The sequence below is a fragment of the Halomonas sp. TA22 genome, from assembly GCF_013009075.1.
Taxonomy (GTDB): domain Bacteria; phylum Pseudomonadota; class Gammaproteobacteria; order Pseudomonadales; family Halomonadaceae; genus TA22.
The window spans coordinates 1,156,582-1,170,902 of the sequence record NZ_CP053108.1 but is presented as its reverse complement, the minus strand read 5'-3'; the positions used below and the strand labels follow the sequence as shown (position 1 = coordinate 1,170,902).

The 14,321-nt window shown below is 42.1% G+C and carries 12 protein-coding genes; all 12 read right to left on the bottom strand.

Features of this window, described 5'->3' with window-relative positions:
- Position 1: 1 nt before the first annotated feature.
- Positions 2 to 979: a D-2-hydroxyacid dehydrogenase gene (locus HJD22_RS05435; RefSeq protein ID WP_208653744.1), complete on the bottom strand. Its 978-nt coding sequence runs from the start codon at positions 977 to 979 to the stop codon at positions 2 to 4.
- Positions 976 to 1,809 carry an aldolase/citrate lyase family protein gene (locus HJD22_RS05430; protein WP_217267817.1) on the bottom strand — a complete coding sequence of 278 codons (834 nt, stop codon included), beginning with the start codon at positions 1,807 to 1,809 and terminating at the stop codon, positions 976 to 978. Before HJD22_RS05430 ends, HJD22_RS05435 begins: the two co-directional genes overlap by 4 nt.
- Positions 1,806 to 2,474 carry a sugar transferase gene (locus HJD22_RS05425; protein WP_208653743.1) on the bottom strand — a complete coding sequence of 223 codons (669 nt, stop codon included), beginning with the start codon at positions 2,472 to 2,474 and terminating at the stop codon, positions 1,806 to 1,808. Before HJD22_RS05425 ends, HJD22_RS05430 begins: the two co-directional genes overlap by 4 nt.
- The gene (locus HJD22_RS05420) at positions 2,471 to 3,586 is read right to left on the bottom strand and encodes a glycosyltransferase family 4 protein (protein ID WP_217267816.1); all 1,116 of its coding nucleotides are present in this window, start codon (positions 3,584 to 3,586) and stop codon (positions 2,471 to 2,473) included. The genes HJD22_RS05425 and HJD22_RS05420 overlap by 4 nt, the downstream gene beginning before the upstream one ends.
- Positions 3,587 to 4,822, bottom strand: coding sequence for a glycosyltransferase family 39 protein (locus tag HJD22_RS05415; RefSeq protein ID WP_208653742.1), 1,236 nt, complete (start codon positions 4,820 to 4,822; stop codon positions 3,587 to 3,589).
- A gap of 27 nt (positions 4,823 to 4,849) precedes the next feature.
- Complete coding sequence (locus tag HJD22_RS05410) at positions 4,850 to 5,488, bottom strand: hypothetical protein (protein WP_208653741.1); 639 nt, start codon at positions 5,486 to 5,488, stop codon at positions 4,850 to 4,852.
- The gene (locus tag HJD22_RS05405) at positions 5,478 to 6,551 is read right to left on the bottom strand and encodes a glycosyltransferase family 4 protein (protein WP_208653740.1); all 1,074 of its coding nucleotides are present in this window, start codon (positions 6,549 to 6,551) and stop codon (positions 5,478 to 5,480) included. The genes HJD22_RS05410 and HJD22_RS05405 overlap by 11 nt, the downstream gene beginning before the upstream one ends.
- A gap of 12 nt (positions 6,552 to 6,563) precedes the next feature.
- Positions 6,564 to 7,664, bottom strand: a complete 1,101-nt coding sequence (locus HJD22_RS05400) for a glycosyltransferase family 4 protein (RefSeq protein WP_208653739.1) — start codon at positions 7,662 to 7,664, stop codon at positions 6,564 to 6,566.
- Positions 7,665 to 7,687: 23 nt separating this feature from the next.
- The gene (locus tag HJD22_RS05395) at positions 7,688 to 8,536 is read right to left on the bottom strand and encodes a glycosyltransferase (RefSeq protein WP_208653738.1); all 849 of its coding nucleotides are present in this window, start codon (positions 8,534 to 8,536) and stop codon (positions 7,688 to 7,690) included.
- Between the two features lie 47 nt (positions 8,537 to 8,583).
- A complete protein-coding gene (locus HJD22_RS05390) occupies positions 8,584 to 9,768 on the bottom strand; it encodes a glycosyltransferase (protein WP_208653737.1) in 1,185 nt (394 codons plus the stop codon).
- Between the two features lie 281 nt (positions 9,769 to 10,049).
- Positions 10,050 to 11,027, bottom strand: a complete 978-nt coding sequence (locus HJD22_RS05385; protein WP_208653736.1) for a capsular polysaccharide synthesis protein — start codon at positions 11,025 to 11,027, stop codon at positions 10,050 to 10,052.
- A 254-nt stretch (positions 11,028 to 11,281) separates the two neighbouring features.
- Positions 11,282 to 13,261: a glycosyltransferase family 2 protein gene (locus tag HJD22_RS05380; RefSeq protein WP_208653735.1), complete on the bottom strand. Its 1,980-nt coding sequence runs from the start codon at positions 13,259 to 13,261 to the stop codon at positions 11,282 to 11,284.
- Positions 13,262 to 14,321: the final 1,060 nt, after the last annotated feature.

The window sequence follows — 14,321 nt, the reverse complement described above, 5'->3', positions numbered from 1 at the left end:
GTCAGTACCCAATCTCCATATGGACAGGTGTAAGCGGTTTTTTACCTATAAGAAGCGCTTCTGCATTATCGATAAAGACCCCTAAGGCTCTTTGCAAATAAAATGGCGTGGTGCCAGACACATGCGGTGTTATTAGAACATCAGATCGCTTCCACAGAGGAGAATCAAGCGGTAGCGGTTGATGCTCAAACACATCCAACGCCGCCCCCTTCAAGATGCCAGTGTCCAATGCATTGATAACGGCCTCTCCCTTCACTACACCGCCACGCGAGATGTCCACCAGTACGGCTCCCGGCTTTAGCCGGGAAAAGAAGGCGTCATCAACGATTCCTCGTGTTTCGTCTGTTAGCGGCAAGCAGATAACCAAAAAATCCGTCGTGGCAAGTTCACTATAAATTCCGCTAAGCGGTACCACCTTGTCCACTCCTGTGACCGGCCTGATCCGCTTGAGTGTGCCGGAAACATGCATATCAAATGCCTTTGCTCTTCGGGCCAAGGTCTGGCCAATATGGCCTAGCCCGACGATAGTCAATTGCCGTCCGGTGAGCTCATTCAACCAAGTTCGTTTCCACTCTCCACGTATCGATTGATCGTGAAAACGTGCGAATTGCTTAGTAAAATAAAGCATTGCGCCTATTGCGAATTCACTCATGGGCGCACCATGTACGCCACTGCTTTTGGTCAATAGTGTACGGCTCTTATTGAAATTCATGTCCCAGATCTTTTCTACACCAGCCGAAAGGAAATGGATCCAGTGATACTCGCTCAGCTTGGCAAGGGCCTGCGGTAGCCAGGGCAACGTTGGCGTTATCACTGCATCGAAACGTTGCCCTTCCGGCACTTCTTCCGGCGAGCCGGCAAAGTGGATATCGACCTCTTTCCAGACAGCTTTCAACTGCGCTGCGATAGTGCCACGTTGCTCCTCGAGGACTTGGCTCTTCTGTAATACAAGGATACGATCTAGTGACGTTAGATTCACTCAACTCTCCTTGTCCGCCCCAAGCGGAAAGCAGACGCAGCAAGACGCTTCTGGTTTTGCAAGAGGGCTTCATCACTACGCGTGCGCCACTCAGCTTCTGACGTCTGAAGCGCAGCAATTTCATTGGGAAAATCCAAATTTTCCAAAAGCGCTTCTGTGGTTATCGCGCCTTGGTGAAAAGCGCGAGACAAGATCACCCATTGCGAGCCCAGGCGAACATGCTCACCCAGCACGATCTCTGCGGGAAGCTCGCCTTGACCAATGCGAGCCACTCCGCCAACCCCCCATCTAATGCCCATCTCGTTCAACAAAAGCGCCCCAATATCGAAGAGCCGCCCCGCCATTGCCTCGAACAAAAAGTCGAGCCCCATCCCAAGCGCCATATCGTTCAAGCCGAAGTGAACTTCATCCTGCTTTGCATTCAGCAAGGGCAACCAGTCAGAAAGGCGCACCAGGGCTTGCGGCGTTTCAGCAAGAAACGTAACCGGCACGCGTTGCTGAACATGATCCAAAAAACAGTCGACTTCTTCTCGCGAGGTGAACATCGGTAACATTAGACGCTGGGCACCATGGTCCAGCGCCGCCTCGATTTCCTGAGCACTCTCTTCATGTAAGGGATTAACCCTGACCATCAATTCCGCTTGCTTGAGCACCCGTGCAACTGCTGCTATCTCTTCTAAGGTGTGCTGAGCCTTATGGGTATCGAGATGTCCCTGTCGCTCGGCCTTACCCATCACTTCCTGATCCATAAAGATACGCGCGATACCATGCTGTTCGATATAGCATGCCACGTCTGGACTGCTGGTGATCATCATGCGCTGGATTGTCACTTGACGGCCTCCTCAACATCGCGATCTTTGGCCGGCCTTCCTTTTAAGCTATCCCGATAGGCGCGCCAATTCAGGCCTTCGCCTCCGTAAACACCACTGCCTGTCATCACAACTTTGACCGTCAGCAGGATGATGCCTATGTCATAAAAAAAACCGCATCGCTTCACATACTCTGCATCGAAGGCAAGCTGCTGGAGCCAGCCGAGGCTACGCCTACCACGAACCTGGGCGAGCCCCGTGAGTCCAGGGCGGACTGAGAAACGTACTTGGTAGCCCGGAGGAATAACTTCCTTTTGCTCCATCAGGACTGGGCGCGGACCAACCACACTCATGTCACCTCTGAGTATATTAAATAACTGAGGCAACTCATCGAGACTGGTAGAGCGAATAAACCGTCCTGCACGTGTAATGCGCGGATCCATTTCATCGCTAACCACCTGTTCCTTATGCTGATCGATAGCCTCAGAAGAGCGTTCAACCATAGTACGAAACTTATATATACGAAATGGCCTACCATCAAGCCCCGCACGCTGCTGCAAAAAGAGCACAGGCCCCTTGCTGTCCAACTTGACCCAAAGCGCAATTAAAATCATCAGCGGTGAGATAAGGAGTAACGCAACGAAGCTAGAACAAATATCGAACAGACGCTTGCTAAAACGACTCATGTCAACTCCATGGCTTCCATGATCATACGGTTGACCTTGCGAACATCATAAAACTCTTCAACCAGTTGCACGCTGGCATCTCCCATCTGTGAGGCCAAATCCGGCTGATCCAAGAAGCGTTGCATGGCCTCTGCCACCGCCCGGCTATCGCGAGGCGGCACTAGAATGCCATTCTCGCCTCTAATAATCGTTTCACGGCACCCTGGAGAATCGGTGGTGATGATAGGACGCCCCATGCTCATCGCTTCTAGCACACAACGGGGGGTCCCCTCGCGATAATAGGAGGGAAAGACGAAGACCGTACACTGCTTTAACCAAGGTCGAACGTCTGGGACTCCGCCCACGAACTCCACCGCATCTTCAGCTTTCCATCTTTCCAGATCCCTATTGCTACAAGCATGCGGCAGGTTCGGGTCATGAGGACCGACAGCCATGAAACGTGCCTGTGGGTATTGCGCTTTAACCCGTGCCGCAGCTTCGCAAAACTCCACGATCCCCTTTTCCATCAACAGGCGCCCGATATACATGAACGTGACATGCTCAGAAGGCAATCGTGCAGGTGAGAACTGCTTGATGTTGACACCAGATCCATAGACTCGCACTGCCTTGGAAGAGTCACGCAGAATGCCCCATTTTAGAAACTCTTGCATATCGTCTGGATTTTGAAAAAAAACTTTTCGATTGCAAGAAAGAGCGATACGGTATAGTAACGAAGCTATACGACGCACATGACTTTTGCGTTTCTGTTCGGTGAAAGCATGCCCAAGACCTGTAATCATCGAGTAGATGCGCGACACACCCGTAGCTCTAGCCGCAAGGCTTCCATAGATTACTGGCTTGATATTATAACTAAATACAGCCTTAGGTCTGTGCTGCTTAATCAGCTTGCGGAGCGACAAGAGCGTGCTCAAGTCATGTATAGGATTCATACCGGTACGCCCCATATCGAAGCGATAAACTGGGATATTTAATTGCGCCACATCAGGCAGATAATCTGCAGACGGAACGGCGGCTGCCACAGACAACCCTCGAGCTTTAATATCTCGGATAAGGTCTCCCCTGTTGGCGATCAATGAGCGTGAATTTCCCGCTATAATCAGTAGGTCCAGCAACTAGGCTCTCCTTAGCTTTATCGAGATGGTACGAAAAGTAGAAGCTGCAAGTATCACAAAAAGAGCCAGAAGTTTCGTCTTGTGGCGAATAGCAGTACCAATGTTGGTTACACCAATGGCAAATATGAATGTCAAAGCGCCAAACATGAATAGCATGGCGATACATTCTTCACGATGCTTTAGTGTATCCCAGCCTTTATAAACACGCCATGCTAAAAACATATAAAGCAGAGAGGAAATGACGCCTAGCAATTGACGAGCGCTGCGAATGTCCCAAGGGAAGGGTGAAAACAGGAAGTAGACTATTCTTCCTGGGATGAGCCAAGGCTGGGTATAGGGATTACCTGTAGCTATAAAGCTTGGGTAAGCCGATCCGCCAGTTGCCTCTCTCATGAAGCGAGACTCAATAGCATCCCCCACGCCACTTTCTCCTTCTCCACCAATTTCAATACCTTTACCTAGATAAACATTACCACCGGAAGCCACCATGCCTATCGATAATAATAGCATGGCGGAAGCCAACACGACTTTGAAAGCATCATGGCGACTAGCAGTTGTAGTATCGGACTTTATTACTGTTCGAAACAGGAAAGCAATCAGATAGGCAGCCATTCCAATAAAAGCCCCAATCCAACCAGGATGAAACATGACAGCGATACCGAAGAATGTGCAAGCCCATAGCAAGCCAAGCAAGGACTTACCGCCGACCCAACGAAGAAAGTAATAAAGGCCCAAGACGAAGAACATAATAGCGACTTCTTCGCGCATCGCAAGAATAGAGTTAAAAGCAGCAAATGGATAAAGGGCCATAATAAAAGCAGCAAAAATTCCCGCCCGCTTTCCCCACAATTGATAAGCAATGAGGCCCGTCATAGCTACAACCACATGCCCAAACACGAAACTGAATGCAGGCAAGATATGTACGGATTGACCTACAAGCTTCTGTACAACAGCTCCCAACCAAGAGTAAAAAAGCGATTCAAAAAGATTCAAACCCTCAAATAGCTCTTGCCAACTCCATTGAGACCAATGATGGGCCGTAACAGTAAAACGTACTGCATCAGTATCCGCACCTGGTGGGCGAAATATACGGAAAGTATCTAGAAAAAAAAGAAAAGTTCGAAAAACATAAGCCAACACAAGCGGCCATAACAACCAGCGATGTTTAATAGAAAAAGACAAGCAAATTACTGCAGTAATAGAAAAAAGAATTAATAAAAAAATCGATACGCCCATCTCATGTACTCGCTACGTTTTTGTTCATTACAGAGACCCTTCTACATGATCAGAAAATTTCTTTACCACAGATTTTGGACTATCTGAATGCATTACGGGTATTGATATGACATGAGAATTTTTAGAAACGATATTTAACATGTCGCTGATTCCTCCCCTGAAACGCTCCAACCTTTCAGCTTCCTTAAAATTAGAACCATTCATTTTGGTTCTTGCGGCAGAAAGCTCAGGGGCAACATCTAAAAAACAAACAACATCAGGTATAGAAAATTTTCCATAGCCTTTGATTACCAAATTTAAAAAATGCTTGCGGGCCTTCCCCTCAAGCGAAACAGCAAGAAAACAACAATACTGTAAAAAACCTTGGTCAACAATATTTCTACGTTTATCTTTTTTAAAGCAGTAAGAAAAAAAAGCCCATACTGCAATTCTAATATAGACTTTAAAGTTAAAATCATGATCTACAGTTCGCATATTTTTTTCTAACTGCATCGTGGTAATCAAGAAACGCGGGAAGCAATAAGCATATCGAGCCCTATAAATCCATATGGACATACCAGCCCCCATACTTGGCCGCCCAGGATAAAAATTATTATGCATTTTCATAAAACTTTCAGTAACGGTGGACTTACCCGATCCAGAAAGCCCTACAAATTCAATTAACATTTGCAAATTTCACTTCAGTAATAATTTTTGAATAAGCATCGTACAGAGATGAATTATAATCACAAGCATCTTCCCATGTTATTTTAGCTCGATGCCTGATTTCATTTAAAAGCATTTCTGACTCTACAAGATACAAGATCTTATCGACAGAGGAAGAAGTGTCGGCTGGATCAATATAAATTGAATTTCCCCCATCGATGCAATAACTGGGAATCTCACCTACAGGACTAACGACTGGTATCAACCCGGCTTGCATTGCTTCAATAACCGAAATAGCCATTCCTTCATGATGAGAAGAATTTATAAAAAAAGTCGATGTGGCCGCTTCCCGAGGAATCGATTCAGGCTTTTTTGGCCCCATTAGCAGAATAGATTCTTCTGCATTGCATGCTTTAATTTTTCTTTTAATTGCATCTAATGCACCACTGTCGATACCATAAATATGAAATTTAGCGTCAGGATGACGCGATTTGTACTTTAGGAAAATATCAATTGAAGCCTCAATATTTTTCTGAGGTGCCAAACGCCCCCAGTATATGAAATCATTGCTTGTTCTTTTGCAATTCCACCTCTCATTAGAACTGCCCTCACTATTCTTTATAAAAAAAGATATAACACTAACCTTACACTGATTGTTTTTATCAGCGACAAAATCATATGAAGCCCTTGAATCACACCATATATAATCGGCAAAACAAAAAGCTATGCGAGTAATTAACTTGTCGACAAAGTGCTTATATGAAGTATTATGAACAAATACAACGAAATTGGTTTTTTTTCGAAATAAAAATTTAAAAATCAACCCAACTAGAGATGATCTCCATAAAGAACATATTAATACTTTTGGTTTGCTTTTCATCAGAAAAGCAAGTGCCTTAAAATATATCGAGAATGAATTAACTGTTTTTTTCGGAGAAAGACAGCGAACATATTTTTTACTAGAAAACGATTCCCCGCTCATAAAGCACACTTTTAATTCTTTATGCATAGCAGGATCAAGTGATCGAGCAGCTTGCTCAACTCCTCCAAGACTATCTACAGGTATCAAATGTATGACTGTCATTACCCTTGATCCTTAACTTATCACTAGCTGGTGATATTTATTAAACATTTCTTCTTTGCTAAATCTATCAATCACGATAGAGCGCGACATCTTAGCCACTAGATAAAATTTATCCCTATCATTAACTAGATCAGCAATTGTTTTAGCAAACTCAACAGGATCGTTTATACTTAACAGTGAAGGCTCATGATAATAAGCAAGAAGATTACTAACTCCATCTACATTGCTAGCTACCAACGGTAAACCGCACGACATGGCTTGTAGCATAGAAGTGCTTAACGTTTCCCCCTCTGACGCGTGCGCATATAAATCTAGCTGATGTAACCAATCAATTAACTGGCTCTCTTCAAGATAACCTTCAAACTTAATATCATTCTTATACGGGCTATTAGTAGCTATTTTCTTAATATTTTCAAGCTCTGCTCCAGCTCCTGCGAGCGAAATCTTCCAATGTATGGTCGAATAATTTTTGTTCAAATATTCCAATGCTAGAACAAGAATATCCTGTCGCTTAAGTTTAGTAAACCGTGCAGCCATTCCTATGACTAGGACGTTGTCTTTTCTAAAGCTTCTATTGTCACTATTCCTAGGTGCATATATATCAATATCAATACCATTACTTATTACAGATATTTTTCTGTCTTTGACAAGCCAAGAAAATTTATCTTCAAGTTCTTCTTTGTACTTTTTAGTCAATAGTACTACTTTTTTAGAAAAAATAAGTTTTGCTATTGTATAAACCCACTCAGCACGGCTTTTAAGAAGATTAGGCTGATGCTCTACACTAATTAACGTACATTTATTTAAAAAACAATATAAGATACAGGGAAGAGCGGCCCGGCTACTATGAGCAATAATAGCGTCTGGTTTTTCACTCTTCAGCCACTTGTACAGATCGAACCAGCTTTTATGAGGTTTTTTTGGTATAGATCGGATGTGCTTGTATTGAATCAAGTTTTTATTGCAAAAATTTTTATAGTAATCGACAACTGGTTCGACACCCAAAAAACCCAAAACATGTTGCCACTTATTTTCTTTATCTGCTTCAAGTAAAGATAAAGCAACGCTTCCATGCCCACCAAGCCCTGAATATAATATCTGAATAACTTTCATTAAGCATCTTCGTCCATAAATAATTAACGATATCTACTTTTTAAATGAGACAGCATAAGACGTGGGAGTATCTTTTTAAAACTAAACGGGGTATTGGACAAGGTTGAATCAACAAAATAACCAAGCTCCAGTCTATCAGGCTTATAATGATAACAGTGGTTTTTTAAGATGATCTTTTCTTCCTTGTTAAGTGAATATTTTTCGCTTACATAGCTCCATGCCCGCTTTGCTTGGAAAAAATTCTTTTGACTAATTCTCTCATGATCATGGCTAGTATCAAAACAATAGTTAGCCTTATGAAGGCATCGAATATGGCCACCTGATTTGAGCATGTTTAGCCAACAATCTAAATCTTGCCACATGGATAGCCTTTCGTCGAATAAAGACTGTATGAATCGCTCTTTAGTAGTAAAAACCTGATTACCAATATGGTTGTATTGAAGTAAATCCTTAAAAGCGACAAAGTCTTTTCGCTGCTTATACCTTTCTCCCTTTCGGCTTATTGAGATCGTGTCTGTAAAAAGGGCAATATCATCATTTTTCCAAGCTGCAACAAAAGATGAGACTCTGTCTTTTTTAAAAAAATCATCATCATCCAGGCCTGTAATAAAATAGCCATTTGAATTTAATATAGCCTGATTTCTACTCGCAGGGGCTCCTCTCTGTCCTTTCTTGTTTAAATATTTAAGTCTACTATCTTTGGATTTTATCTGTTCCAAAAAATCACGGGTGCCATCCGAGGATCCATCATCCACTACTATCAATTCAATATTACGATAATCTTGTTCTAGTACGCTAGCAACTGCCCTTTCTAAAAGAGCCCTTCGGTTATACGTAGGTATGTATACTGTAACGAGGGGTTCTTCTCTCATGATCACGCACCACTTGGTTCACGGGAAATATAAACAACCTTAGTCAGTCATTTCCTATCGACCAAGAGCTCTTTATACAAATCAAGAAGCTTAGCATTTTGCATATTTATATTGTAATCTTTATCTATTTTAGTTCTTCCTGCTTTACCCATTCTTTTCCAGTCGTGGGAATTCCTGCTAAGATAGATAATCCTTTCCGCTAGTGCTTCCGAGTTCCGCTCAGGAACAAGATAGCCAGACACCCCTTCTTCAATCAATTCTGGAATACCACTATGTATGGTTGATAGTACCGGCATGCCTGAAGCCATGGCCTCCATAAGAGATACAGGTATACCTTCTTGATCACCATTTTCGGCAGTCACACTCGGCAACATGAAAATGTCTGCCTGACCCAGTAATGCTTGTACCTTTTGATGAGGCAACGCTCCATGAAGTTTGATGCAATCCAAAAGGCCCAAGCTAGTAACAAGAGATTTTATTTCCTTCCACAGCGGGCCATTACCAATTAAATCATAATGAATTTTTAATGCCGGATTATTTTCCCTTACCAGTGCGATTGCTTCAACGGCGTATTTTATTCCTTTTTTTTCAGTAAAACGAGCAGTCGTCGCTATTTTTAATGGCTTTGTTTTTCCATATCGCTCGCAAAAATTAAAATGATCGACATCTATGCCGACTCTATGGACTTGTATGCGATCTTCAGGAGCTCCTAACTCAAGGAGTTTTTGCTTCCATCGCTCGCTGACGGGTAGTAACAGGTCTGCCTCCTCGAATAAAGACTGATAGGGATGTTTCGAGCCGCTTGTCTTTAATACAGAAGAGACATCATAGCCGTGAAAAGTCACCACCAGCTTTTTTACAAGTCCTAGTTTTTTTAAGTAAGAACCAAAGGTACCATTACGTCCAAAATGGCAATGTAGTATATCAACAGGACCGATGTCGAGTGCTGTATTATAAAGATAAGGGAAAACAAGACTATGTGATTTTTCGTTAAATCTAAATAGATTCCAGCTTTTGAGATGGCTATACCTTCCATTAGCCATATTTTTTAATGTAAGCCGCAGAGCACCCTGTAACCGTGCTTTTTTAGAAACAGGTAATTGGTAATGAAATATTCGTGAGTGAAGCTTTTGCTCGTAATTACCCAGGCTTTCCCACGCAGCCTCTTCTTCTCTATTCGCTAGCACATGTACGTCTACATTCCTATCTAACAGACCTGTTACATGTCGCATTACAAACGTTTCTGAGCGAGACGGAAATGTACTAGGCATTACGCATACACGCATATATACTCACTTTGTTTATACAAATAATAATTAAATAGACATACCAGTAATTTCATTAAAATAACTAATGGCTATTTTTTACACTTACACCGTCCGAATCCATTTGAACTGTGTATTTTATGGTAAAACTACCTCTTTCATTATTTCCTCATGTTCTATGAGCAAATATAACGCATGTTGAGAAATATTACACAAATTTAAACAACTGCGCTTCATTAAGTATATCTTCAGCTATTTTTCATTACATAACCATAAAATGTCATTTCTCTTTCGTTATTATTTAAAAAACACGAATGTTCTTTTTTCCAACTTAATTTATGCAAATATGTCTCCTGCTGAATTTCAGTAAACAAATTTTCGTCATACTTTTGATCTAGCATCTTCTGCAAGGTAAGTGATTCAGGATTGTTATAAGGCACGTTATCTATCATTTCGCGTATTCTGGGAATGCTTTCATATGCAATCAAAATAGTGTAATCAAACAAAAAATAATCTATCTGTCTATTTTCTTTTTCCCAATGCAAAAAATAGCAATCTCTTAAAAAAGAAAATAAAATATTTCCTTTTGCTCCAGCAAGGAAATAAGTGCTCCATTTTGCATAATCAAACTTTCCTTTATCCCCTAAATACCTTTTTTTTGAATAGAAATTATGATTGAACACTTCATCATCTATCTTTCTTGATACAAATATAGTTGCATCGAGCCATACTCCCCCATGCTCCGCAAGGAGCATGACTCGGAGAATATTGGCAAATTGGTTTTTTGTTATTATGCCTGAGTTAACCTTATCTAATATAAAGCATGGAACTTTTACATAATCCTTGAAATTATACCTATCCAACATTATTACTTCTCTATTTCCACTATTCCTTTTTATGCTTAGAACACATCTATTAACTATCGGCGGAGCACTCTCCTTTCCTTGCCACCAAAATATCCATATGTTTCCATTTACATTAGATTCGCTACCCTTATCGTCAATATTATTGTATTTCATAATAATATTTTGATATTTATCAAAAAGATATTTTTTTACTTCATCGCGCCTTTTGGACATTACATAATATGAAAAATCGCTTTTACTGCGCTCATAGTTAAATAACTTACAGAGGGAAGTATAAAAAACAAACCTCAATGAGTAATTAACTGTATAACGAGGGAGTTGCCTTATAGCTTCCATGATCATTTTTGCTTTAGAAAGCATTAAAAACACCTCTAAATAGTAATATCCAATATTGTGATCACCGCCAGGCTGGCCCGGGGGTTCTTGCCGAAAATCTCTGTCAGGTCAGTTGCCAGCGCTCATCCGGCCGTGAGGCGACGAAGGTTATATTTTGTGCGTTTCTGGATAGGATCACTTCTTTGCTTTAAACATACGTTAAATACTTGTTATATGCTTTCGACATCAAATCTAAAAAATAGCTTTTCTTATAATAAAAGACAGACCTTGCTTTCTCGCTATGCTCGTTTCAACCTGTTCCACCAATTTTTAGAAATAAGAGACTTGGCAAGAACGGTCAGTACTGTAGGAGAAGTTGGCGAAATCATGAATGCCTGTGCCGCTAATTTTCGTGCCTCTCGCACATCGTGCCAAGACGATGACAAATGACGCCGAGCACTTTGTGCCAGAAACAGGTGAGCGACCCCTTCTTCGCGCATTTGTTTACCATGTTTTCGATAGAACTGTTTTCTCGCTTCCAAGTTAGCCTTAATATTCAAGGAGCGTCTAGCTGAATCACCCTCAGGTAAATCACGAAGATCATGGTAACGCACCAGTGGATCTCTTATGCTTTCTATATTGTAATAACGACCTATACGTAACCAATAATCATAATCTTCTATTGCCGGAAGTGTTTCATCGAAGAAACCAATCCTCGTAATTACGTTGCGGCGTATCATTGCACTAGATCCACCGTGTAACAAGTTTTTCACCAAGAGCTCTCTATATAGATTACCTCGCGCTGAAGGTAATTCTAATACTGGCTCATCTATTCCCGTAACGGTTTCTACTCCCGTATAGATTAACCCAACTTCAGGAGACGACCGATTGAATAAATCGACTTGACGCGACAATTTCTCGGGGAACCATTCATCATCATCATCGAGGAAAGCGACCAACGGTGCTTTAGCCTCCCGTAAGCCTCGATTACGCGCCGCAGCAACACCTTGGTTTATCTCTTGTCGTAAATATCGAAGACGTGATTCATTATAGCTCGATATTATAGATCGTGGGTCATCTTGTGAGCAATCATCTACAATAAGCACCTCATAATCTTCAAAAGTTTGATTTAATACACTATCGATTGCTCTAGAGAGAAGCTTAGCTCTATTGTAAACAGTTATAATGACACTTACTGAAGGACGTCTTAATGTCGCATTCTCAATAGTCTGAACGGACGGCAAGCGTGAGTGGTTTTTTTTCAACCAGTCAGTTCCGTAAAGGACCTCTTCACCATTAGGTTTAGGCAAATCATCTGATGGTATTGATCCCGAGCGTTTTCCAGTCAATCGTACTATACGCCGCTTACCTAGCGATATGATGCGATGCACAAGTGGCAATTCATACTTTCGCTTTGCAGCCCGAGCTATCAAATTAATTCCGGCAAACCGACCTTCTGCATCGTTTGCAATCGCAGCATATCCTCTACTCAACGGTTCGCGATATAACGCAATCTTCTTCTGCTCTTCTAATATTCTTGTTATTTTTTCTATAACTGAAAACCTGCCATTCAGACCCTCATACGTAAATTTTTTACCACTTAATGATGTTTCTCCGGCAGGGCTTTTACGATAGTATGCTGTTCCTTTGCTAGCCTCAATCAATGGTATCCCATGAGCTAATGCACGCATCATTAAGTCACCATCTTGGTTGAGTGTCGCCTCTTCATCCCAACCACCCAATGTGGCAAAGACTTGCGTTGGCCATAGCACTGCACACGGTGGGTAATACCAGCCATTGAGCCAGGCACTGAGCGCATCCTGACCCGGCTTACGATGCGCACACGATGCCGGTTGACTCAACCAGCGCTCATTGTCAAGTATAAGCCGTCTCCAAGGACATACCGCGACCGCATCGCCTCTTTGTGACAATGCGTGCGACAAGCCGTCAAGCGTCTCAGGCGCTAGTACATCATCCGCATCAAGGAACATCAGAGCATCCGAATTCGATAGAGATGCTCCAATATTTCGTGTCTTTGGCGCATTCGCAGAGCGCTCCATATAAACACGCACTAATCCGTTACTTAACGCTTCAAAGCTGCGTGCAATTGCAAGACTATTGTCAGTGGAGCCGTCATCCACGATGATGATTTCATCAGGTTTTTTTGTCTGCTCCAGTAGTGAACCCACTGTTTGAGCTAAGTATCGCTCTGAATTGTAGCAAGGTATGACAACAGCTATCTTCATCTCTGCGCTTGCCATGCTATCCTTATCATCCATTTGAAAAACCTGCCATTAGCCTAGGCAAATATCTTTAGTATTTCAGTGTCACTATTCATATCTTTTTCTAACGGATGTGATTCGCCAACAGTCAGCTGAAACAATCCAATACTTATGTCTAAGCGCTGTAGCAATAACATAGGAATTCGGTTAGGAAAATTGAGATCAGCTATTTCTGCAATATGTGTTCCTGGTTGACAAGCATCATGCTTGTCAAGCTTGCACCATATGGCGCTATTAACACAGCAGTTTATTTCATTAGTTAAACTTGCTCTTCGAAACTCAGCTTTTCCATGACAGCGCGCTGGAAATCATACGGTTCCAAAACGCTCCATAACTGTTTATTGATCAATCTTCTTCTTGATGCCTTTGTGAGGCTTATGAAGGCTTTTTTCTTGATACCTTACTATTATTAATCCCGTATGCTTTGGCATTAATCTTAAAAGCTATGGCCTGAACCGATCCATACTCGAGATGGTAAGGTTTGGCAAAAGGGGTGCTCAGTATCAAAGGTTAAGAATTGCTCTGATTGCATCATATACGCAGCGTATCCATCTCTTTGCTGGGGTCCCTTCGGAGGAAGCAGCACCTGCCCAAGTAGGCCTTTATCACGGGCTTAGGTATGGTGGGCCGTCAATCAGTGAGAATGATTATGGTAAACACATTCGGCTATCCCGGTTGCACTATCCCATACCAGCGGCTTTGGAGAATTACGAAGCGTTTCTGCATGCAATATCGGAACGTATCTCCCTCATTGTCAACGCCCGACGCTCAGCATTGATTGTAGCGGGATAATAACCATCCGTTTGGTTAACGACTAAAAAATATTTTTGAAGTGTTTCACTTTTGATACGGCGATAGACAAATCAAGCAGGGAAGTAGTTTTTTCGACGCCAACCTCTGCGATGTTACCTAATAGATCCAGAACATCCTTGATGTCTCGATTTTCCCAGCCCTATTGGTGTGTTTATCATAGCGGTTCCTTTAGCTATAACCTGTTAACAAAAGCGGTTGTAGAATTAATTCCTCATGATGCCCATGAGTTATTTATCTATATTGC